The sequence below is a fragment of the Pseudomonas sp. B21-048 genome (assembly GCF_024748615.1).
In the GTDB taxonomy this organism is placed as follows: Bacteria; Pseudomonadota; Gammaproteobacteria; order Pseudomonadales; family Pseudomonadaceae; genus Aquipseudomonas.
In genome coordinates this window covers 1,383,783-1,406,276 of sequence record NZ_CP087168.1, presented here as the reverse complement: position 1 = coordinate 1,406,276, position 22,494 = coordinate 1,383,783, and the positions used below count along the sequence as shown (strand labels likewise).

17 protein-coding genes and 1 pseudogene are annotated in these 22,494 nt (G+C 58.9%); 5 read left to right on the top strand and 13 right to left on the bottom strand.

What is annotated here, in order from left to right:
* The first annotated feature begins 102 nt into the window (after positions 1-102).
* Positions 103-801, top strand: coding sequence for an aquaporin Z (aqpZ, locus tag LOY56_RS06420; protein WP_258620583.1), 699 nt, complete (start codon positions 103-105; stop codon positions 799-801).
* A 20-nt stretch (positions 802-821) separates the two neighbouring features.
* Here the strand turns inward: aqpZ and LOY56_RS06415 are convergent, their stop codons facing one another.
* The 7 genes and pseudogenes from LOY56_RS06415 to aceK all read right to left on the bottom strand — a co-directional run bounded on the left by LOY56_RS06415 (position 822) and on the right by aceK (position 11,815).
* Entirely contained in the window at positions 822-1,946 is a 1,125-nt protein-coding gene (locus LOY56_RS06415) for a GNAT family N-acetyltransferase (RefSeq protein WP_258622574.1), read from the bottom strand.
* A gap of 147 nt (positions 1,947-2,093) precedes the next feature.
* Positions 2,094-3,437, bottom strand: a complete 1,344-nt coding sequence (locus tag LOY56_RS06410; RefSeq protein WP_258620582.1) for an OprO/OprP family phosphate-selective porin — start codon at positions 3,435-3,437, stop codon at positions 2,094-2,096.
* A gap of 234 nt (positions 3,438-3,671) precedes the next feature.
* Positions 3,672-3,908 (bottom strand): anti-sigma factor, encoded by a 237-nt coding sequence (locus LOY56_RS06405; protein WP_258620581.1) that lies wholly within the window; start codon positions 3,906-3,908, stop codon positions 3,672-3,674.
* A pseudogene (locus tag LOY56_RS06400) lies at positions 3,902-4,496 on the bottom strand (RNA polymerase sigma factor). Before LOY56_RS06400 ends, LOY56_RS06405 begins: the two are co-directional and overlap by 7 nt.
* 65 nt (positions 4,497-4,561) lie before the next feature.
* Positions 4,562-5,683, bottom strand: a complete 1,122-nt coding sequence (locus LOY56_RS06395; protein WP_258620576.1) for a beta-ketoacyl-ACP synthase III — start codon at positions 5,681-5,683, stop codon at positions 4,562-4,564.
* Between the two features lie 305 nt (positions 5,684-5,988).
* Positions 5,989-9,900, bottom strand: a complete 3,912-nt coding sequence (gene hrpA / locus LOY56_RS06390) for an ATP-dependent RNA helicase HrpA (RefSeq protein ID WP_258620575.1) — start codon at positions 9,898-9,900, stop codon at positions 5,989-5,991.
* Between the two features lie 193 nt (positions 9,901-10,093).
* Positions 10,094-11,815: a bifunctional isocitrate dehydrogenase kinase/phosphatase gene (aceK, locus tag LOY56_RS06385; RefSeq protein WP_258620574.1), complete on the bottom strand. Its 1,722-nt coding sequence runs from the start codon at positions 11,813-11,815 to the stop codon at positions 10,094-10,096.
* Positions 11,816-11,943: 128 nt separating this feature from the next.
* Here aceK and LOY56_RS06380 point away from each other — a divergent pair, with 128 nt between their 5' ends.
* Positions 11,944-12,852, top strand: coding sequence for a DMT family transporter (locus tag LOY56_RS06380; protein ID WP_258620573.1), 909 nt, complete (start codon positions 11,944-11,946; stop codon positions 12,850-12,852).
* Positions 12,853-12,890: 38 nt separating this feature from the next.
* Here LOY56_RS06380 and LOY56_RS06375 read toward each other — a convergent pair whose 3' ends face one another.
* The 3 genes from LOY56_RS06375 to cysK all read right to left on the bottom strand — a co-directional run bounded on the left by LOY56_RS06375 (position 12,891) and on the right by cysK (position 16,522).
* The gene (locus LOY56_RS06375; protein WP_258620572.1) at positions 12,891-13,754 is read right to left on the bottom strand and encodes a DMT family transporter; all 864 of its coding nucleotides are present in this window, start codon (positions 13,752-13,754) and stop codon (positions 12,891-12,893) included.
* Between the two features lie 561 nt (positions 13,755-14,315).
* Positions 14,316-15,254 carry an aspartyl/asparaginyl beta-hydroxylase domain-containing protein gene (locus tag LOY56_RS06370; RefSeq protein ID WP_258620571.1) on the bottom strand — a complete coding sequence of 313 codons (939 nt, stop codon included), beginning with the start codon at positions 15,252-15,254 and terminating at the stop codon, positions 14,316-14,318.
* A 293-nt stretch (positions 15,255-15,547) separates the two neighbouring features.
* Entirely contained in the window at positions 15,548-16,522 is a 975-nt protein-coding gene (gene cysK / locus LOY56_RS06365; RefSeq protein ID WP_258620570.1) for a cysteine synthase A, read from the bottom strand.
* A 126-nt stretch (positions 16,523-16,648) separates the two neighbouring features.
* On the opposite strand from cysK, the gene LOY56_RS06360 reads away from it, so the two are divergent.
* The 3 genes from LOY56_RS06360 (at position 16,649) to LOY56_RS06350 (ending at position 19,916) form a co-directional block, all read left to right on the top strand.
* Complete coding sequence (locus tag LOY56_RS06360; RefSeq protein WP_258620569.1) at positions 16,649-17,722, top strand: DUF748 domain-containing protein; 1,074 nt, start codon at positions 16,649-16,651, stop codon at positions 17,720-17,722.
* Positions 17,723-17,866: 144 nt separating this feature from the next.
* Positions 17,867-18,712 carry a MoxR family ATPase gene (locus LOY56_RS06355; protein WP_007898718.1) on the top strand — a complete coding sequence of 282 codons (846 nt, stop codon included), beginning with the start codon at positions 17,867-17,869 and terminating at the stop codon, positions 18,710-18,712.
* Positions 18,713-18,737: 25 nt separating this feature from the next.
* Complete coding sequence (locus tag LOY56_RS06350; protein ID WP_258620568.1) at positions 18,738-19,916, top strand: VWA domain-containing protein; 1,179 nt, start codon at positions 18,738-18,740, stop codon at positions 19,914-19,916.
* A gap of 13 nt (positions 19,917-19,929) precedes the next feature.
* On the opposite strand, the gene LOY56_RS06345 is transcribed toward LOY56_RS06350, so the two are convergent.
* The 3 genes from LOY56_RS06345 to LOY56_RS06335 are packed head-to-tail and all read right to left on the bottom strand — an operon-like array spanning position 19,930 to position 22,306.
* A complete protein-coding gene (locus tag LOY56_RS06345) occupies positions 19,930-20,856 on the bottom strand; it encodes a biotin-dependent carboxyltransferase family protein (RefSeq protein WP_258620567.1) in 927 nt (308 codons plus the stop codon).
* Entirely contained in the window at positions 20,853-21,557 is a 705-nt protein-coding gene (gene pxpB, locus LOY56_RS06340; RefSeq protein WP_258620566.1) for a 5-oxoprolinase subunit PxpB, read from the bottom strand. The genes LOY56_RS06345 and pxpB overlap by 4 nt, the downstream gene beginning before the upstream one ends.
* Entirely contained in the window at positions 21,554-22,306 is a 753-nt protein-coding gene (locus tag LOY56_RS06335; protein WP_258620564.1) for a 5-oxoprolinase subunit PxpA, read from the bottom strand. Before LOY56_RS06335 ends, pxpB begins: the two co-directional genes overlap by 4 nt.
* Between the last annotated feature and the right edge of the window lie 188 nt (positions 22,307-22,494).

Genomic DNA, 22,494 nt, shown 5'->3' with positions numbered 1-22,494 from the left:
TCCATAAAAACCCTGCTGTACTCAGCCAAGGTACTGGAGATGGTTCTGTAGTCCATCTACTGGATGCACAACGACAGTGGTATCTCGACAGGGAAATTCGCTATGTCTTTGTTCAAACGTTCAGCTACAGAATTGGTAGGTACGTTCTGGTTGGTGCTGGGAGGGTGCGGCAGTGCGGTGCTGGCGGCAGCATTTCCAAACGTGGGGATCGGTTTGCTGGGGGTGTCCCTGGCATTTGGTTTGACGGTGCTGACGATGGCCTTCGCCATCGGCCACATCTCCGGTTGTCATCTCAACCCCGCAGTCTCGGTCGGGCTGGTCGTCGGCGGACGATTCTCAGCCAAGGAACTGCCCGCCTACATCATCGCCCAAGTGCTTGGCGGGATCATCGCAGCAGCCCTGCTGTACTTCATCGCCAGTGGCAAACCCGGCTTCGAACTGGCCAGCGGCCTTGCATCCAATGGCTACGGCGAACACTCGCCAGGCGGCTACTCGATGGCGGCGGGGTTTGTCAGTGAACTGGTGATGACCGCGATGTTTATCCTGATCATTCTCGGCTCTACCGACAAACGCGCCCCGGCCGGCCTGGCGCCCATTGCCATAGGCCTGGCACTGACCCTGATCCACCTGATCTCGATTCCGGTCACCAACACCTCGGTCAACCCGGCCCGCAGCACGGGCCCGGCGCTGATTGTCGGTGGTTGGGCGATTCAACAACTATGGCTGTTCTGGCTGGCACCGCTATTGGGTGCCGTCATCGGTGGCGTGATGTATCGCTGGCTGGGTAAAGAAGACAGCTGACAAGCGACATAATGCAAAGATCAGCCTTGTCGGTAGGGCAAGGCGGTCTTCGCTTCTTCTGCATACCCCAGGACCCCGACCCGCTCACGCTCAAGGAAATCTTTCACCGCCGACTTCAAGCCCGGATGGCGCAGGTAATGCCAGGAATGGGTGATCACCGGTTCAAAACCGCGAATCAACTTGTGCTCGCCCTGAGCGCCAGCGTCAAAACGTTGGAAGCCATTGGCAATCGCGTAATCCATCCCCTGATAGAAACAGGTCTCGAAGTGCAAACGATCGAACTCCGCCAGGCAGCCCCAGTAACGGCCATAAAAGCTGTCGCCACCGACCAGACTGAAGGCCATGGCCACCGGTCGTGAGCCTTGCTTGGCCAGCACCACGCGAATCGATTCCGGCATGCGCTCGGCCAACAGACTGAAAAATTCCCGGGTCAGATACGGCGCTTGCCGACGTACTGCATAGGTATTGGCGTAGCAGGCATACACAAAGTCCCAGTGCGCCTGGTCCAGTTGCCGTCCTTCCAGCCATTCGAAGTCGATGCCCTGGCCCGCCACTTGCTCACGCTCCTTGCGCATTTGCTTGCGCTTGCGCGAACTGAGGGCGTCGAGGAAGTCCTGAAAATCCCGATAACCGCGATTCTGCCAATGGTACTGACAGCCAATACGCTGCAACCAGCCTGGCTGTTCGGCCAATGCGGCGTCGGTGAATGGATCGGTGAAGTTGATATGGGCGCTGGAGAGCTCTTCGATCTCCAGATAACCCGGCAGGCTCTGCAGGAGTTCGAAACCGTCCTCGATCGTCGCCGCCAGCAATCGCGGCCCGCTGACCGGGCTGAACGGCACCGCCGTCAACAGCTTGGGGTAGTAGTCGATGCCGGCACGCTCACAGGCTTCGGCCCAGGCATGGTCGAACACGTATTCGCCGTAGGAATGCCATTTGCGGTAACTGGGCAGCGCGGCGATCAGACGATCACCTTCAACATGCAGCAGATGCTCGGGCTGCCAGCCGGAATGCGGGCCAAGGCTGGCGCTGTCTTCCAGCGCGCTCAGAAAGGCATGGCGCAGAAACGGCTGAGTTTGCGGCACCAGCGCGTCCCAGGTGTGCGGCGCGATTTCGGACAGACTTTCCAGACGTTGCAGCGGCATTAGCATCCCAACCATCACTTTCTACAGATGCATGAGTATCGCTTATCTGTATGCCTGACCCGAAACAAAAAAAAACCCGCCGAAGCGGGGTTAAACGAGAGGAGCTTTAACGGATGAAGAAAGAGCTTTTACAGCGTTTACTGCAATTTAGAACACGTATTGAGCGCGGACCACGAAGCCGTCACCGCTGTCATCACCGGTACGACGTGCCGGGGTAGTACCGCTGGCAGCAGTGGCATTGGTCACGTTGTCAGTTTTGGCCTTGAGGTAGGCGCCAGTGATTTTCACCGCTTCGTTGGCGTACCAGTTGACACCCAGGGTATGCACCTGAGCTTCGGCATCGCCGACATCGCGGGTCAGGCTGGCGGTGGTGATGTTGTCGTCTTCGACAGTCAGGCTGTCGTAACGATAGAACAGCTCCCAGGCACCGATGGACTTGTTGGCTGGCTTGATCGCATCGAACTTACCAACTTTATAGCCACGGGATTCGCCGGTGAGGGTGTAGGCACCCTGAACGTAGAAACCGTCACCTTTGATGTCTTCACGGCTGCTGTCATCGGCCTTGGTCTTGCGGGCGACGTATTCGCCCTGGATCGAGGCAGGGCCCATGGCGAATGCGGCTTCCAGACCGTAAGCGTCGTCACGGTCATAGGAGCCGGCAGGCGAAGTGGAACTGCCACCCAGCACCGGACGGTTGCCGTTGGTGCCAGCATCGTTGCCGCCGAGGGTTTCGACGCCACGCATGCCCATGCGGGTGCGATAACGCGAATCGAAGGCCGTGTCGGAGACATCACGGGAAGCCACGTTCACACCGAAGTGCAGCACGTTGCCGGCGTCATGCATCGGCGCGAATACAAAGCGGCCGTTGACCTGTTTAACGCTGTTGCCATCGGTATCGTCGGTGTCTTTGCTGAACACGCCGGCGGAAGCGTAGAACGAATCAGCGAAGGTGCTGGAGGCTTGCAGGCCCAGACCATTCTGGTGGCTGTTCGCCCAATCGACCATGTCGTACGCCATGTTGCGTTCTGGCGCAGTAACCCACTTGGAACTGGTGGCTTTTTCCAGGCCGAAGTCCGGGTCGAAACGACCGACTTTGATCGAGACCGGTTTGAAGCCGTTGTAGGCCAACGACGCTTCGTCGAAGTAACCGTTGTCGGAATCACCGCTGTTGTGGGAGAAGTCGTAGTTGATGGTGTAAGCCCAATCCGTGTACAGCACACCAGACAGTTCCAGGAACCCACGACGGATGTAGGCCGCGTCGGCGGTATCGCCGTTTTTGGTGTAGACACCATCGAACTGGCTGTAGTCAGCCTGCAAGCGACCGCCGAGTTTGAAGCTGAATTCTTTATCGGTGGTGGCGACTTCGAGGCCGCCCTTGGTTTTGACTACGATATCGGCGCCGTCAGTGGTGACGGTGCCAGCGAAAGCCTGGGCGGTTACTGCCATGGCCAGTGCGCTGGCGGCAAAACCGGCGAAGTGCTTACGGATCATCGAAGAGTTCCCCTAATTGGTAGTCTGTAGCTTGGAAACACGCGGGTCTGGCCCACTTGTGTTGGGAGGGAATCTTGGAGGGGGGGTATTTCAGCCGGGTTGCTGATAGATAAAGATTTTATGACAGGGGAACTTTTTACTTCGAATCGAAATAACAGAAAAGCAGCCACATGAACCAAGCTGCAAGCCGCAAGCTAGAGCGGCTGAAGGGGGGGGTGTTACGGGCGAGAAAACCTACGGTTTGTTCTTCTGGTGTTCGTTGGCAAGCCGTTCAGCCAGCGCATCCAGATCAGCTACAGGCGGCTCGGGCATCACCTTCAGCGTGGCCTGCATCAAGCGCATCTGCCGAATGAACCGTCGGCAATTGGGGCAGAACCTCAAATGATGCCGCACCATCAGTCGCTCACGAAAACTCAATTGGCCATCGAGATAATCACTGGAGCGCGCCACTTGTTCCTTGCAGGTCAGCATTCACCGGTTTCCTCAAAATGCTCCACGGTCGCAAAGACCTTCAACCGTGCCCGATGCAGCAGCACACGAACATTGGAGAGCGAGATCTCCAGAAGATTACAGATCTCCTCCAACTCAAGCCCTTGTCGCTCGCGTAACAGCAACACACTGCTTTGCAGTTCCGACAGGCTGAGCAGTGTGTGCTCCAGACATTCGCGCAGCTCGTTTTCGGTCAACAGCGCCTCTGGCGTGTCCTGATGCCAGGCGTACGGCGCCACCAGCCAGTGACCATCAGTCGATGAAAAACGATCGTCATCGACCGTGCCGTGAGGCGACGGCAGGTCATCGAGCAGCACTTCCCGGCGGTGCCGAGTTGGCGGTGATGGTGAGCAGCCAGGTCTTGAGGCTTGAACGTCGCTCGAACCCGCCGAGATTGCGCACCACCGATAGCCATGCATCCTGTACCACCTCGTCGACGTGTCGGCTGCCGACGATGGCATAGGCCACCGCGCGCATGGCGCTCTGGTAAGTGCTGACCAGTTCCTTGAAAGCCCTCTGCTCGCCCGCCAGCAGGCGTTCGAGCAACAGGGTGTCGTCAGCTGCGGCCATGCAAACCTCGTTTCAGAACCATCGACGTTGATTGTGGCGAGGGAGCTTGCTCCCTCGCCACAGCATCAGCGCTTGCGCAGAATCACGCTACCGATCGAGTAGCCCGCGCCGAACGAACTGAGTACCGCCAGCGAGCCGCTGACCAGATCGTCCTGATTTTTGTGAAACGAAATCACCGAACCGGCGGAACTGGTGTTGGCATAGGTGTCGAGAATCACCGGGGCTTCTTCTTCGGTGGCTTCGCGGCCCAGCAGCTTCTTGACGATCAGGTGGTTCATGCTGAGGTTGGCCTGGTGCAGCCAGAATCGCTTCACGTCGCTGACGTTAAGCTGGTTTTCGTCCAGGTGCGTGGCAATCAGCTCGGCAACCATCGGGCAGACATCCCGGAACACCTTGCGGCCTTCCTGGACGAACAGTTTGTCGGGAGCACCGATGCCCTCTTCCGCGGCGCGGTTGAGGAAGCCGAAGTTGTTGCGGATGTTGTTGGAGAACTTGGTCAGCAGTTTGGTGCTGACCACGTCGAACTGGTACTTGGACGTCGCGAGATCCGCACGTTCGATGATCACCGCGGTGGCGGCGTCGCCGAAGATGAAGTGGCTGTCACGGTCACGGAAATTCAGGTGACCGGTGCAGACTTCCGGGTTGACCATCAGGATCGCCCGAGCCTGGCCCAGTTGCACGCTGTTGGCCGCAGCCTGGATGCCGAAGGTCGCCGAGGAGCAGGCGACGTTCATGTCGAAACCGAAACCCTGAATGCCCAGCGCTTCCTGAACTTCGATGGCGATGGCCGGGTAGGCGCGTTGCAGGTTGGAGCAGGCGACGATCACACCGTCGATGTCAGCGGCGGTCTTGCCGGCGCGTTGCAAGGCTTGTTCGGCCGCACCGATGGCCATCTGGCAAAGCACCGACCACTCGTCGTTGGAGCGTTCTGGCAGGCGTGGTGCCATGCGTTGCGGATCGAGAATGCCGTCCTTGTCCATGACAAAGCGGCTTTTGATGCCGGACGCTTTTTCGATAAACGCCGCGTTGGATTCGGTCAATGCCTGGATTTCGCCGCGCGCGATGGCTTCGGCGTTGTCGGCGTTGAACAGCGCGACGTAAGCGTTGAAAGACTGCACCAGCTCTTCATTGGAAATGCTGTTGGCCGGGGTATACAGGCCGGTGCCGCTGATGACGACGTTATGCATGGTCGTTTCTCTAATCCGTTCAGGCAGAAAGCGCTGGCACCGACGTACCAACACACAAAGGGTCTATTCCAGGTCCGGACGCAAACCTGACATCGCTTTATTCCGATCCGCCCGGCCCGTGAAGGCTCAAAACCGCGAGGCTGGCGTATATAGGCGCGAAGTTTGCCATAAACGCTGGCTTTTGGCGCCTTTTGCAAGAGCAACAGCATACGTGTGGGAGCGGGCTTGCCCGCGATGAGGCCATCACATTCAACATCCATGTCGAATGGCAGACCGCCATCGCGGGCAAGCCCGCTCTCACAGGATCAAGGCTCGACCTGACTCCATTGCTTGTTCAGGCGCTTGTCGGAGATTGGCACCTTGGTCCCCAATTGCTGCGCGAACAGCGAGACCCGGTATTCCTCCAGCCACCAGCGATAGAGTTCCAGCTGCGGATCGCGCTTGCCTTCCTGGGCGTGTTTGTTGGCGCGGGTCTGGTATTGAGCCCAGAGGCCGGACAATTCACCGCTCCAGACCCGGTCTTTCTGCACCTGCGCGCCGAGTTTTTCGAAGCGTTGCTCGACAGCCTTGAGGTAACGCGGCAGTTCCTTGAGCCACGGCATCGGCGTTTCACGCACGAACCCCGGATACACCAGATGACTGAGCTGCTGCTTGATGTCGTTCAAGGCCACGGCTTGCGCCAGGTCGATCTTGCCCTTGAAGCGCTTTTGCAGGCCGTGCCACAGCTTGAGAATCTCCAGCGTCAGCTTGGCCAACCGTTCAGCGTGCTCAGTCCAGCCACCGCGTTTACGCTCAGCCAGCGACGCCAGTCCGGCGCCATCGCGTGGCAATGGGTCTTCGCCGTCGAGGATGCAGCTGTCGAGACTGGCCAGCAGAATGTCTTCCACCAGGCTGTCGACACGCCCCATGTCGCGGTACATCAGGCCCAATTCGGTCAGCCCCGGCAACTTGCCGCGCAGGAACTTCGCCGGTTCGGCCAGTTGCTGCATCAGCAAACGCTGCAAGGCCCGACGATGCTGGAACTCGGCTTCGGCCGGGGTCGAGAATCGACCTTCCTTGACTGTCCCGCCCTCTTCCACCAGCGCCGGATACACCGTCATCGACAGCCCGGCGATTTTCTGCTGGGTTTTCTCAGCCACGGCGGCAAAGACTTTCGGCTCCACCGGTTGTTGGCTCTTCGCCGTTTGCGGCACCGCCAACGCAGCCTGACTGGCCTCGGCAAAGCGTGCGGTCAGCTCGGCCAAGTCACGACCTTCGCCGAGGAACTTGCCCTGACCGTCGACGATTTCCAGGTTCATCCGCAAATGGCTTTCGACCTGCTGCGAGGCTTCGGCCCAAGCTTCATCGCTGACCCGCGCGCCGGTCATGCGCAGCAACTCGCGGCCCAGCGCCAAAGGCAATGAGCCCTCGGCAAACGTGATGCGCTGCAACGCCGCTTTGACGAAGTCCGGCACCGGCACGAAATTCTTGCGCAGGGCCTTGGGCAGGTTACGTACCAGCGCGATGCACTTGGCATCGATCACGCCCGGCACCAGCCATTCCAGACGTTCCGGCGGTAGCATCGGCAACAGCGGTGCCGGCACGCGCAAGGTCACGCCATCACGCGGATGGTTGGGCTCGAAGTGATAACTCAGCGCCAGTTCCAGATCGCCGATGTGCAGGGTGTCCGGGTAATGCGCGGCGGTGACTTCACTGGCTTCGCGAGCCAGCACGTCTTCTTCGCGCATGATCAGCAGTTGCGGGTCTTTCTGACTATTGACCCGGTACCAACTGTCGAAGGTGGCGGTCTGGTGGATCTCTGCTGGCAGTCGCGCATCGTAGAAGGCGAACAAGGTTTCTTCGTCGGCGAGGATGTCGCGGCGGCGCGCCTTGGCTTCCAGTTCGTCGAGCTGTTCCAACAACTGTGCATTGGCAGACAAACACTTGGCTTTGGATTGAATCTCGCCGCGCACCAGACCTTCGCGAATAAAAAATTCACGAGACACCACCGGGTCGATCGGACCGTAATGCACTGGTCGGCGCCCGACCACGATCAGCCCGAACAGGGTGATTTGCTCGAAGGCCACGACCTGACCGCGCTTCTTCTCCCAATGGGGTTCGAAGTGATTTTTCTTGATCAGGTGCCCGGCCAGCGGCTCGATCCAGTCGGCATCGATCTTGGCGACCATCCGCGCGTAAAGCTTGGTGGTTTCCACCAGTTCGGCGGTCATCAGCCATTGCGGACGTTTCTTGCCGATACCCGACGAGGGGTGAATCCAGAAGCGTCGCTGACGGGCACCGAGGTAGTCGCCATCTTCGGTCTTCTGGCCGATCTGGCTAAGCAACCCCACCAGAACCGCTTTGTGCAGTTTCGGGTAATCCGCCGGCTCTTTGTTGAGGCTCAACTGCATGTCGCGGCAGATCAGGCTCAACTGACGATGGGAGTCACGCCACTCGCGCAGGCGCAGGTAATTGAGGAAGTTCTTGCGGCACCAGTTGCGCAGCGGACTGGCCGTCAGGGCCTGGCGCTGCTCTTCAAAACCACGCCACAGATTAACCAGCCCGGCGAAGTCCGAGTCCACGTCTTTCCACTGGGCGTGAGCCTGATCCGCTGCTTGCTGACGCTCCGGCGGACGTTCGCGCGGGTCCTGAATTGACATGGCACTGGCGACGATCAGCACTTCCTGCAAGCTGCCCAGTTTCGCCGCTTCCAGCAGCATGCGGCCCATGCGCGGGTCCACCGGCAGCCGCGCCAATTGGCGACCAAGCGGCGTCAACTGACTGTTGCGGTCCACCGCCGAGAGTTCTTGCAGCAGGTTGAAACCGTCGCTGATGGCCTTGCCATCCGGCGGCTCGATAAACGGGAAATCAGTGATCTCGCCGAGGCGCAGATGCAGCATCTGCAAAATCACCGCCGCGAGGTTGGTACGGAGGATTTCCGGGTCGGTAAATTCCGGGCGACCGATGAAATCTTCTTCGCTGTAGAGACGGATGCAAATGCCCGGTTCGACCCGTCCGCAACGGCCTTTACGCTGGTTGGCACTGGCCTGGGAAACCGCTTCGATGGGCAGGCGCTGAACCTTCGCGCGGTAGCTGTAACGGCTGATGCGCGCGGTGCCGCTGTCGATCACGTAACGAATGCCCGGCACGGTCAGCGAGGTTTCCGCGACGTTGGTCGCCAGCACCACGCGACGCCCAGGGTGGGACTGGAAAATCCGCTGCTGCTCGGCCGGCGACAGCCGCGCGTACAACGGCAGAATCTCGGTGTGTTTGAGTTGGGCCTTGCGCAGCATGTCCGCCGCGTCGCGAATCTCTCGCTCGCCGGGCAGGAACACCAGCACGTCGCCGGGACTCTTGCGTTCGCTGCGTTCGAACGCGGCAATTTCGTCGAGGGTAGCGAGGATCGCCTGATCCACGGTCAAGTCATCCTCGACGCGGTTGCCCTCTTCGTCCTGCTCCAGGGTCAGCGGGCGGTACCAGGTTTCCACCGGGAAGGTGCGGCCGGAGACCTCGACAATCGGCGCATCATCGAAGTGCTTGGAAAAACGCTCCAGGTCGATGGTCGCCGAAGTAATGATGACTTTCAGGTCCGGACGACGCGGCAGCAGGGTTTTCAGGTAACCGAGCAGGAAGTCGATGTTCAGGCTGCGTTCGTGGGCTTCGTCGACGATGATCGTGTCGTAGCGTTCGAGGTAGCGGTCGTTCTGGGTTTCCGCCAGCAGAATACCGTCGGTCATCAGTTTGATCAGGGTGTTGGAATCGCTCTGATCCTCGAACCGCACCTGATAGCCGACCAACGCGCCCAACGGCGTCGCCAATTCTTCAGCGACTCGGCTCGCCACGCTGCGGGCGGCGATTCGACGGGGCTGGGTGTGGCCGATCAGGCCGTGCTGGCCGCGGCCGATTTCCAGGCAGATCTTCGGCAACTGGGTGGTTTTACCCGACCCGGTTTCGCCGGCAATGATCAGCACCTGATGCTTTTGCAGCGCCGCTTTGATTTCGTCGCGCTTGGCGGCGATCGGCAGGCTGTCGTCGTAACGAATCACCGGCAGGCTGGCGCGCCGCGCCAACACCTGATCACAGGACGCCTGCGTGCGCGTCACCCACTGGGCCAGTTTGGCCTCGTCAGGTTTCTTGCGCAGCTCAAGCAACTGCCGCCGCAGCCGGTGGCGGTCGGCGAGCATGGCGTGATCGAGGTTTTTCAGCAGTTTGTCGATAGAAGGCGATTCGTCAGTCATCAGGTACGCAAAAGTCGTCTAGTGGCGCAGGGGGCGGATTGTCGCAGATTTGCGCCCCCATGTGATCGTTCCCACGCTCTGCGTGGGAATGCAGCAAGGGACGCTCTGCGTCCCAAGAGCGGACGCGGAGCGTCCGGGGAGGCATTCCCACGCGGAGCATGGGAACGATCAGTGTCAGGTGTGGCGGCGTGGGCTACTCGTTATCGAGGCCCTTGCGCCGATACGGGAACACATCAATCACCTTCCCCGCCCGAATCGCCTCTTGCAGCCCCTTCCAGTAATCAGCGTTGTACAGCTCACCGTGCAACTGATCGAACAACCGCCGCTGCGCCGAATCGGCAAACAGAAACGGTGGAAACTCCTCGGGAAACACATCCAGTGGCCCGATCGAGTACCACGGTTCGGAGGCCATTTCGTCTTCCGGTGTACGCGGTTGCGGGATGTGGCGGAAGTTGGCTTCGGTCAGGAAGCAGATCTCGTCGTAGTCATAAAACACCACACGACCGTGACGGGTGACGCCAAAGTTTTTCAGCAGCATGTCGCCGGGGAAAATGTTCGCCGCCGCCAGTTGCTTGATCGCCAGACCGTAATCCTCCAGCGCTTCGCGCACCTGCGCCTCGTTGGCGTGCTCCAGATAGAGGTTCAACGGCGTCATCCGGCGTTCGGTCCAGCAGTGGCGAATCAGCACCGTGTCGTCTTCCACCGAGACCGTGGACGCGGCCACGTCGAGCAATTCTTCCAGGCATGCCGGCTCGAACTTGCTCAACGGAAAACGGAAGTCGGCGAACTCCTGGGTGTCGGCCATGCGCCCGATCCGGTCGACGCTTTTCACCAGTCGATACTTTTCGATCACCGTGGCGCGGTCGACGTTTTTCGACGGTGAGAAGCGGTCCTTGATGATTTTGAAAACGGTGTTGAAGCCCGGCAGAGTAAATACGCTCATGACCATGCCGCGCACGCCGGGGGCCATGATGAACTGATCGTCGGTGTTGGCCAGGTGATTGATCAGCGCCCGGTAAAACTCGGACTTGCCGTGCTTGTAGAAACCGATCGAGGTGTACAGCTCGGCGATGTGCTTACCGGGCAAAATACGTTTGAGAAAGCCGATGAATTCCGCCGGCACCGGCACATCGACCATGAAGTACGATCGGGTGAAGGAGAAAATGATCGACACTTCCGCCTCGTCGGTGATCAGCGCATCGATCTGGATGCCCCGGCCTTCACGGTGCAACAGCGGAATTACCAACGGCCACTGTTCGTCGGGGGTGTAAATGCGCCCCACCAGATAGGCGCCCTTGTTGCGGTAAAGCACTGAGGAAAACAGTTCGACAGTCAGTTCCGGATCCTTGCAGACCCAGTCGGGGAGGTTCTCGCGCAACAGCGCTTCGAGGCGACGCAAGTCGCCGGGCAAATCGGCGTAATCCTCGCTGAAGCGATAGTCGGTGAAGATGCTCGTGAGCATGCCGGACAGTTGCCCATGCGGCTTGTAGGTACGGGTTTGCGCGGCCCGGGCCCGGCGCAGGCTCGGCCGCGTGGTGTGGATGAACATGCAGCCGTCACTGATCAGGTCATGGCTGAACAGCCCGCAGAAAATCGAGTTGTACCAGGTCTCGGACAGTTCATCGTCGAAGCGCAGGTCGATCAGGCTGATGTAAGCGCTTTTGACCAGCGGCCAGTTGCTGACGTCCATCAAGACATCGGTCTCGAACGAAGCATGTAAGCGCCCTACCGTTTCGCCGACCTTTTCTTCGTAGAGGTTGATTCGCGCCGCCGACGCAACTTGCGTTTCCTGCCACTGAGCCTGCTCGAAGCGGGCTCGGGCGCCGTCGGTGATCTGACGGAAATGCTCGCGGTAATCGTCAAAGCCATCGAGGATCATTCGGGCGATGTCGGCGGCTGGCCAATGCTGCGGCATGGTGAAACCTCGGCGGCTGTTCTTATCGTTGGAGCCTGAGCTTAGTGGCCCTGTGTTGCGCAACGCAACCATTGCCTTGTGCCCTGACTGGCGCGACACTTGCGCGCCAATAAAGGAAGGAAAGTGCTGTGAACCCCGTCGATATCCTGCGTATGTTGTCACTTGCCGCCATTTGGGGGGCGAGCTTTCTGTTCATGCGCATTATTGCCCCCGTGATTGGCACAATCCCCACTGCTTTTTTCCGCGTGTCGATTGCCGCCGTCGGGCTGCTGGTGATCCTTGGGCTGATGCGCATCAGTTGGGATTTCAAAGGCAAACTCAAGACGGTGATGCTGCTTGGGATGATCAACTCCGGGATTCCAGCCACCCTCTATTGCGTGGCGGCCCAAGTGCTGCCGGCCGGTTACTCGGCGATTTTCAACGCCACCACGCCTTTGATGGGGGTGTTGATTGGCGGCCTGTTCTTCCATGAAAAACTCACCGCCGCCAAGTTGGGCGGAGTCTTTCTCGGTCTGTTCGGCGTCGGCATCCTCACCCGTGCCGGTCCGGTGGCGTTCAACATGGAACTGCTGATGGGCGCACTCGCGTGCCTGATGGCCACCACCTGCTATGGCTTTGCCGGGTTCCTCGCCCGGCGCTGGCTCGACCATGCCGGCGGCCTCGACAGTCGCCTTTCGGCGCTGGGCAGCATGCTCGGCGCGACGTTGTTGTTGCTGCCACTGTTTGGCTACAGCGTGATCAGCCAGCCACCGGCGAGCTGGGGCGGCTGGAGTGTCTGGCTGTCGTTGCTGGGGTTGGGTTTGGTATGCACCGCGTTTGCCTACATTATTTACTTCCGCTTGCTCAGTTCGATCGGCCCAGTGAAGTCGATGACCGTGACCTTCATGATTCCGCCATTCGGGGTGTTGTGGGGAGCGCTGTTGCTGGATGAGCCGCTGTCGATGGCGCACCTGTATGGCGGGGTGTTGATTGCGGCGGCGTTATGGCTGGTGTTGAAGCCGGCGGTGGTGAAACAGGTTGAGGTGGTTACCAAATAAGAAAAGCCCGGAGCGCATACCCCGGGCCTTGTTTTACTTCAAGCAGTTTTACGGAAGACGAACACCAGACCAACGATGATCAGCAGCATGCCGAGCATGCTCAGCGCCGCCAGTCGATTGCCAAAAATCAGGTAGTCCATGACCGCAGTCACCGCTGGCACCAGGTAGAACAGGCTGGTGACATTCACCAGATTGCCCCGGGCGATCAATCGATACAGCAGCAGCGTCGCCAGCACCGATACCACCAACCCCATCCACAACACCGGCACGATGAACCCTGTGCTGTGTTCGACGTGAAACGGCTGGAACGGTACGAAGATCCCGCAGAGCAACAGCCCGGCAAGGTACTGCACCGGCAGTGTGCCGAGAGGATTATCGGTGATGCGTTTCTGCATGATCGAACCGAACGTCATGCTCGCCAGCGCCAACAGACCGAAGAGCATGCCAGCCAACGACATGCCGGCCAGACCGATGCCCTGATAGACCACCATGATCAATCCGGCCAAGCCGAGCGTCAGACCGAACATCCGGCTTATTGATCGGTGCCGCTCCATGATCACTACGGTGAGAATCGGTTGAACGCCCATGATGGTTGCCATCACGCCGGGCGTCACCTTCAGGTCCAGGGCCAGCAGATAGAAAATCTGATAAGCCCCCAGCAACACCACGCCCGTGGCCATCGCATACAACATCGGCTTGCCGCCCTTGGGCAGTTTCAGCTTGAGCAATGGCATCAACAACACCAGCCCGCACAAGGCAATGGCGAAACGAATCAGCAAAAAGGCGAAGGGTGATGCGTGGGCCAAGCCCCATTTGGAGAAGATCGCGCCGCTGCTCCACAGCAAAACGAACAGGCTCGTGGACGACGCCGCGAGCGCGGATTTTTTCGAAAGGACAAACATGAATACCACCTGTAGTCAGGCAAAAAGCCAACTCAGCCGAAGCTGAAATTCAGTAGTTTTTTCAGGCGCTTTTCAGATGGGCACGGGAACAGCAGAAAAAGCTGATCAGCCCGAAAAGCCAACGCCTGGCGGTGATACGACTGCGCACACCGGCGTGCTACTGACAGGTGGGGGGTAATGACTGATCTGCGCAGGCTGCTGATTCGCGCACGGCACGGCACCAGCGTTGACCGCTGAATCGACTACCGCGTTGATGGGAGAAGCTGGCATGGGCTGATCTTTTTTGATGGGTATAGGGGGGGTCAGGAAACCACCGAGGGCCGACTATAACCAGCGCGTGACATAGATTGCAATGACTTGGACGAGGGCTGTAGCAGCTGTCGAGCCCCAGCGAGGCTGCGTCCGGCTGCGAAGCAGTCGTCAATCCAATCACCTTGGTTTACCTGAAACACCGCATTGGCTGATTTTACGACTGCTTCGCAGCCGAACGCAGGCTTCGCCAGCTGCTGCAGATCGCATTACGGCTTAATTGGGGATGGCTTTTTTGTGCAGGTACCGGCCTCAACCAATCAGCCAATACCCCAACAATGTCAACACCACCACCGCCAGCACCGGCCGCAGTACGCGGTAGGCCTTGGGATTACGTCGCTTCCACTGTTTGACCATACCGCTGAATTTGTCGCTGAAGCGCTTGCTCCAGGCATAGACCTGGTTGATCCCGCCAACGCGTTCATCATCAAGGTTCTGGGGTGCAGTGGCGCGCCCCAGCAAGCCGCTGATCCAGCGATTGATACGGGTCATGAGGCGATTGTTCAGCGGTCGCTCGATGTCGCAAAACAGGATGACCCGGGTTTGCTCGGTTTCGTTCTTAACCCAGTGCACGTAGGTTTCATCGAACATCACATCGTCCCCATCACGCCAGGCGTAAACCTGACCGTCGACGAAGATGCGGCAATGATCGGAGTTCGGTGTCGACAACCCAAGGTGATAACGCAGGGAACCGGCGAATGGGTCGCGATGCGGGTTGAGGTGACTGCCACCAGGCAGCAGCGCAAACATGGCGCCCTTGACGTTGGGAAGACTGCTGACCAACGCCACGGTTTTCGGGCACAAGGCTTCGGCTGACGGCAGCGGTTTGTCGTACCACTTGAGGTAGAAACGCTTCCAGCCCTTCTTGAAGAACGAACCGAAACCGGCATCGTTGTTCTTTTCGGCGGCGCGAATGTAGCCCTCGTCGAACAAGTGCATGGCTTCGTCGCGGATAACTTCCCAGTTGTCCCTGAGCACGTCCAGTTCCGGGAACTTGCTGCGGTCCAGGTAGGGTTTGGACGGTACGCCGGAGAACAGGTACATCAAGGCGTTGTAAGGCGCAAACAGAGCCGAGTGGTTGACGAACTGACGCAGGACCGGCAAACGCGCCTTGCCACGCAAGTGCACATAGAGTGTGCTGCCCAGGAATAGCAGCAACACCGACGCCTTCGCGACAAAAGAAAAGCTCATCTACAACTCCTTGAGGATAGGTAACTCCGCACAACGCCATTTACCCGACGCGGCAGTCGGCCATCATCAACACTACCGGCCTTGGGAAAAACCCACATAACTCAACATTCAGTGTTAAGGATTGCGCAATAAACACTTATTAACACAAGGTTCCTGAACGGGGGCTGACATGAATCCCCCCCTTCTCATACCGGATCAAAAGATCAAAAGATCGCAGGCTGCGCCAGCTCCTACGTCGACCCTGTTCCTGTACACATCCTGTAAGAGCTGCCGAAGGCTGCGATCTTTTATCTTTATTGCTGAGTTTCCTGTTCGGTAAACAGATCACTGAACAGCATGCTCGACAAGTAGCGCTCACCAGAGTCGGGCAGGATTACCACGATGGTCTTGCCCTGCATCTCTGGGGTTTCGGCCAGCCGCACAGCCACCGCCATGGCGGCGCCGCACGAGATACCGCTCAAAATCCCTTCTTCCTGCATCAGGCGCAGGGCCATTGCCTTGGATTCGTCGTCGCTGACGAGTTCGACCCGGTCAACCATCGACAAGTCCAGGTTCTTCGGCACAAAACCGGCGCCGATACCCTGGATTTTATGAGGGCTCGGTTTGATCTCTTCCCCGGCGATTGTCTGGGTAATCACTGGAGACACCAACGGTTCCACCGCCACCGAGATTATCGGCTTGCCCTGGGTATTCTTGATATACCGCGAAACCCCGGTAATGGTTCCACCTGTCCCGACGCCTGCCACCAATACATCGACTGCGCCGTCGGTGTCGTTCCATATTTCCGGGCCGGTGGTTTTTTCGTGGATGGCCGGGTTGGCCGGGTTTTCAAATTGCGCCGGCATGAAGTAAGTGGACCGGTCGCTGGCGAGGATTTCGGCGGCCTTCTCGATCGCGCCTTTCATGCCTTTGGCCGGTTCCGTCAGCACCAGTTCGGCGCCAAGGGCCTTGAGCACCTTGCGTCGTTCGATGCTCATGGACGCCGGCATGGTCAGCACCAGCCGGTAACCGCGGGCGGCGGCAACGAACGCCAGGCCGATGCCGGTATTGCCCGAAGTCGGTTCGATGATGGTCATGCCAGGCTTGAGTTTACCGCTGCTTTCAGCCTCCCAGATCATGTTCGCGCCAATCCGGCACTTGACCGAATAACCGGGGTTGCGCCCTTCGATCTTGGCCAGAATGGTGACACCGCGCGGAGCGATACGGTTGATCTGCACCAGCGGCGTATTGCCAATGGAATGGGCGTTGTCAGCGAAAATGCGGCTCATGGCTGGGTCCTTATACAGCGTTGAATTAGCTGTCCAAGGTATGCCTGTTACCCGTGGTCGTCCAGTCGGTCGAACGTCCGCTTACCCCCGCAGTCAATCGCTTTATACCGCCAGAGATTTGCCGTCATGAAGCGTCGATACAGTTGGCCCCTGTGGACCCTCGCCGGCCTCGTTCTGCTGCTGGTTGCGCTGCACATTGCCCTGCCCTACATGGTGCGCGATTACCTCAACGAAAGATTGGCGAACATGGGTGACTATCGAGGGCAGATTACCGATGTAGACCTGGCCCTGTGGCGCGGCGCCTACAAAATCAATGGACTGAAAATCGTCAAGGTCGACGGGAAGGTCCCCGTGCCTTTCGTCAACGCGCCATTGATTGACCTCTCCGTCAGCTGGCACTCGCTCTGGTATGACCACGCCGTGGTGGCCGAGGCGCAGTTCGACAAACCCGAGGTGAACTTCGTCGATGGGGGGAACAAGAAAAACTCCCAGACCGGTCAGGGCACCGACTGGCGGGCACAATTGGAAAAATTGCTGCCGATAACCTTGAACGAAGTGCGGATCAACGACGGGCGGGTCACGTTTCGAAACTTCAATTCAAAACCGCCCGTGAACATGAGTGCCACCCAAGTTAATGCCAGCATTTACAACCTGACCAACGTAGTCGACACCAAAGGCAAACGCGACGCCCGATTCGACGGCAAGGCTCTGTTGCTGGAGCATGCTCCGCTGGAAACAACGGCAACCTTCGATCCGCTGAGCGACTTCCAGAACTTCGAGTTCCGCTTGCGCGCCAGAAACCTTGAACTCAAACGCATGAACGATTTCGCTTCGGCTTACGGCAAGTTCGACTTCAATTCCGGCCATGGTGACCTGGTCATCGAAGCCGAAGCCAACAAGGGCCAACTCAATGGCTACATCAAGCCGCTATTGCGGGATGTCGATGTGTTCAATTGGCAACAGGACGTGGAGAACAAGGACAAAGGGATTTTTCGCTCCATCTGGGAAGCACTCGTCGGCGGCACCGAGAATGTGTTGAAGAACCAGCCGAAAAACCAGTTAGCCACTCGCGTCCAGCTCAGAGGCAGCGTGCATCAACGAGATATCAGCGCATTCGAGGCTTTTTTGCAGATTTTGCGTAATGGTTTTATCCAGGCGTTCAATGCGCAGTACGAACGACCCAAGCCGGATACGGACTGAGTCAAGATGTGACGCCCCATTCAGAGACTGAATAAGCCGTCTGCGTTCACAGTCGACCGGGCAGCGCGTTATAGTCGAGTCTGAATATTTATTGCGCCCCGCCCTGCCTCGTTCAGGTCGGCGTTACCGTTCGAGGATTAGCAGATGAAGTTCGAAGGCACCCAGGCCTACGTCGCCACCGATGATCTGAAGCTGGCGGTCAACGCCGCCATCACCCTGGAGCGGCCACTGCTGGTCAAGGGCGAGCCAGGCACCGGCAAGACCATGCTCGCCGAGCAACTGGCCGAATCCTTCGGCGCCAAGCTGATTACCTGGCACATCAAGTCCACCACCAAGGCGCATCAGGGCCTGTACGAGTACGACGCGGTCAGCCGCCTGCGCGACTCGCAGCTGGGCACCGAAAAGGTCCATGACGTTCGCAACTACCTGAAAAAGGGCAAACTCTGGGAAGCCTTCGAATCCGAAGAGCGGGTAATTCTGCTGATCGACGAAATCGACAAGGCCGACATCGAGTTCCCCAACGACCTGCTGCAAGAACTCGACAAGATGGAGTTCTACGTTTACGAGATTGACGAGACCATCAAGGCCAAGAAACGCCCGATCATCATCATTACCTCCAACAACGAGAAAGAGCTGCCGGACGCCTTCCTGCGCCGCTGCTTCTTCCATTACATCGCTTTCCCGGATCGCGTCACGATGCAACGGATCGTCGACGTGCATTATCCGAACATCAAGAAAGACCTTGTCAGCGAAGCGCTGGACGTGTTCTTCGATGTGCGCAAGGTGCCGGGCCTGAAGAAGAAACCATCGACCTCCGAACTGGTGGACTGGCTGAAGCTGCTGATGGCCGACAACATCGGCGAAGCGGTGCTGCGCGAGCGCGATCCGACCAAGGCCATTCCGCCACTGGCAGGCGCCCTGGTGAAGAATGAACAAGACGTGCAATTGCTTGAGCGCCTGGCGTTCATGAGCCGTCGCGGCACTCGCTAAGCCCCGATAGAGAGAGGCGATCGCCATGCTGCTCAACCTGTTCAATGAAATGCGTGCAGCCAAGGTGCCGGTCTCGGTGCGTGAGTTGCTGGACCTGATCAACGCGCTGAAACAGCGCGTGACCTTCGCCGACATGGACGAGTTCTATTACTTGTCGCGGACGATTTTGGTGAAGGACGAAAAGCATTTCGACAAGTTCGACCGGGCGTTCGGTGCCTACTTCAATGGCCTGGAAAAGCTCGACGATCACCTTCAGGCATTGATTCCGGAAGACTGGCTGCGCAAGGAATTCGAGCGTTCCCTGACCGATGAAGAGCGGGCCGCGATCCAGTCCCTGGGTGGGCTGGACAAGCTGATCGAAGAGTTCAAGAAGCGCCTGGAAGAACAGAAAGAACGCCATGCCGGCGGCAACAAGTGGATCGGCACCGGCGGCACCAGCCCGTTCGGCTCCGGTGGCTTCAACCCCGAAGGCATTCGGGTAGGCGATGCCGGCAAGCGTCAAGGCAAAGCGGTCAAAGTCTGGGATCAGCGCGAGTACAAGAACCTCGACGATTCGGTCGAACTGGGCACGCGCAATATCAAGGTCGCTTTACGTCGCCTGCGTAAATTCGCCCGTCAGGGTGCGGCGGAAGAACTGGACATCGACGGCACCATCGACCACACCGCTCGCGATGCCGGGTTGCTGAACATCCAGATGCGTCCGGAGCGCCGCAACACCGTCAAGTTGCTGCTGCTGTTCGACATCGGCGGCTCGATGGACGCCCATGTGAAGATTTGCGAAGAACTGTTCTCGGCCTGCAAGACCGAGTTCAAGCACCTGGAGTACTTCTACTTTCACAACTTCATTTATGAATCAGTGTGGAAGAACAACATGCGCCGCACCTCCGAGCGCACCGCCACCCTGGACCTGCTGCACAAGTACGGCGCCGACTACAAAGTGATCTTCATCGGCGACGCGGCCATGGCGCCTTATGAAATCACCCAGGCCGGTGGCAGCGTCGAGCACTGGAACGAAGAAGCCGGTTACGTGTGGATGCAGCGCTTCAAGGAAAAGTACAAGAAACTCATCTGGATCAACCCGTACCCCAAAGACACCTGGGGCTATACCTCGTCGACCAATATTGTGCGGGACTTGATTGATGACCAGATGTTCCCGCTGACGTTACGGGGGTTGGAGGAAGGGATGCGGTTTCTTTCCAAGTAGACCGTGGGAACGATCAGTGTGAGGCAAACCGGCGGAGGTACTCGACGTGTTCGCAATGCGCGACATCCTGCACCACCGGCTTCAACCGCACCTTCGCCCCAGGCAAACATTGCGCCAATCGGGCCAATGCCAACGGCGTCAACGCCCCCACGCGCGGATAACCGCCAATGGTCTGCCGATCATTGAGCAGCACAATCGGCTGCCCGTCCGGCGGCACCTGGACCGCGCCCAGCGGGATGCCTTCGGAAATCATCGGTTTGCCCTGATACTGCAACGCCGTTCCCAACAGACGAATACCCATGCGATCGGCGCGGCTGTCGAGGGTCCAGACGCTGTTGAACGCGTCGAACAGACTCTGTCCACTGAACTCACCAATCTGCGCACCGAGCACCAGCTCCAGCGGTGCATTGAGTTTGAAGTCCGGCACTTGTTCGGGCGCCAATTCCCGCAGCAGTAGCAGCGAACTTCCCGAGTAGCTCAACTGCGCATCTTTGGCCAACGCCCGCCCCATGCCATCCAGCCCGCCGAGTTCCTCACGGACCACCGTTGCGCTGCTGCCCAACACCTTTGGCGCATCAAATCCGCCCGGGGCCGCCAAATAAGCCCGAGCGCCAAGCAGCGGTCGAGTGAATCGCAATTGCTGACCTTTGTTCAGCCTGAAACTACGCCACGGTGCCAATGCCTCGCCATCCACCTGCGCCCCCAGATCTGCCCCGGCCAACGCCAGCACACAATCTTCCTGGGCAACAAGCGTAAACCCGCCGAGGGTGATTTCGATCGCCGATGCATCCAGCCCATTGCCCAGCAGCCAATTGGCCCACGACATCGATCGCCAATCCGCCGCGCCGCCCTGGGTCACGCCCAGATGCCGCACGCCAAACCGCCCGGCGTCCTGCAACAGGCACAGCGGCGTACTTGCTTCAATTGTCAGTCGGCTCATGCCAGGGCCTCCAACGGCGTGTCATCTCCGCCCAGATTGATGAACTCGGCATGGCTGACCGCTTCGAAACGCACGGTGTCGCCCGGTTGCATCAGGCTGTAGCCATCGCGCTCGCGGTCGAACAATTTGGCCGGGGTGCGACCGATCAGGTTCCAGCCGCCGGGGGACACCACCGGATAAGCCGCCGTCTGACGCTCGGCGATGCCGACACTGCCGGCGGCGACTTTTTTGCGCGGAGTATTCAGACGCGGTGCAGCCAATACTTCTTCCACTAACCCCATAAAGGCAAACCCCGGCGCGAAGCCCAACGCGAACACCTGATACTCGTGCTCGCTGTGGCGACGGATCACCTCTTGTACCGTTAATCCACTGCGCTGAGACAGCAACGTCAGTTCCGGGCCGACGCTCAGGTCATACCAGACCGGCAGTACATGGCATCTACCGCTGGCCCGAGCGTTCGGCGACAGATCGATCAACGCTTGCGCGATCAATTCCCGCGCCTGGGCCGGATTCAGTGCCATCAAATCGTAGTGCACCATCAACGTCGTGTAGGACGGCACCAGATCGATCAAATGGCGGGCGAACGCTTCTCGCAGACGCTCGCTGGCGGCGAGCATCCACGGCATGTTGGCTTCGCTGATTTCATCGAACAGACGCACCATCAGGCAATCCAGCGCCGCCACTTCTACCTGTGGCTTCATGATGCACTCTGCTGATTCAAGGCTTCACGAATGCGCTGCACGGCGGCCACCGAACTGGCGTTGTCGCCGTGTACGCACAGGGTGTTGGCCTGCAAATGCAAAGCACTGCCATCGCTGGCGGTGAGGTTGCCGCCGCGGGCAATGATCAGCGCCTGTTCGATGACTTTCTCGGGGTCGTAATGCACCGCGCCCGGCAATTGCCGCGAAACCAGCCTGCCGGCGCTGTCGTAAGCGCGATCGGCGAAGGCTTCAAACCACAACGTCACGCCATATTCATCGCCGAGTCGCTGCGCGGCACTGTTGTCGCGGGTCGCCATCAGCATCAGCGGCAAGCTCCGATCATAGGCTGCCACGGCCTGAATCACTGCGCGCAATTGCGCCGGGTTGGCCATCATGTCGTTGTACATCGCGCCGTGGGGTTTGACGTAACTCACCCGCCCGCCCTGTGCCCGGCAAATGCCGTCGAGGGCGCCGATCTGGTAATGCAACAGGTCCTGCAGTTCCTGGGCGGTATACGCCATGGAACGACGACCGAACCCCACCAGATCCTGATAAGCCGGGTGCGCGCCAATCTGTACGCCGTGGTTCAGGGCCAGGCTGACGGTCTTGCGCATGATGCCCGGGTCGCCGGCGTGGAAGCCGCAGGCAATGTTGGCGCAGTCGATGAAGGGCATGACCTCGGCGTCCAGACCCATGGTCCAATGGCCGAAACTCTCGCCGATGTCGCAGTTCAATAGCAGGCGGCTCACGGTGAACACTCCTGTAGGCTCTTGTCTTTTTAACTGTGGGACATATGCCCCACAGATTATCAGTTACCGGATATTCGGTTATCGAGCGTCGAGTTGCTTGCCACGGGTTTGCGGCAGGCTCAGGGCCGCCAGGATTAAATCCTAAATATTAACCACTATCATTTGCATTATTTTTTCAAGCCGTTATT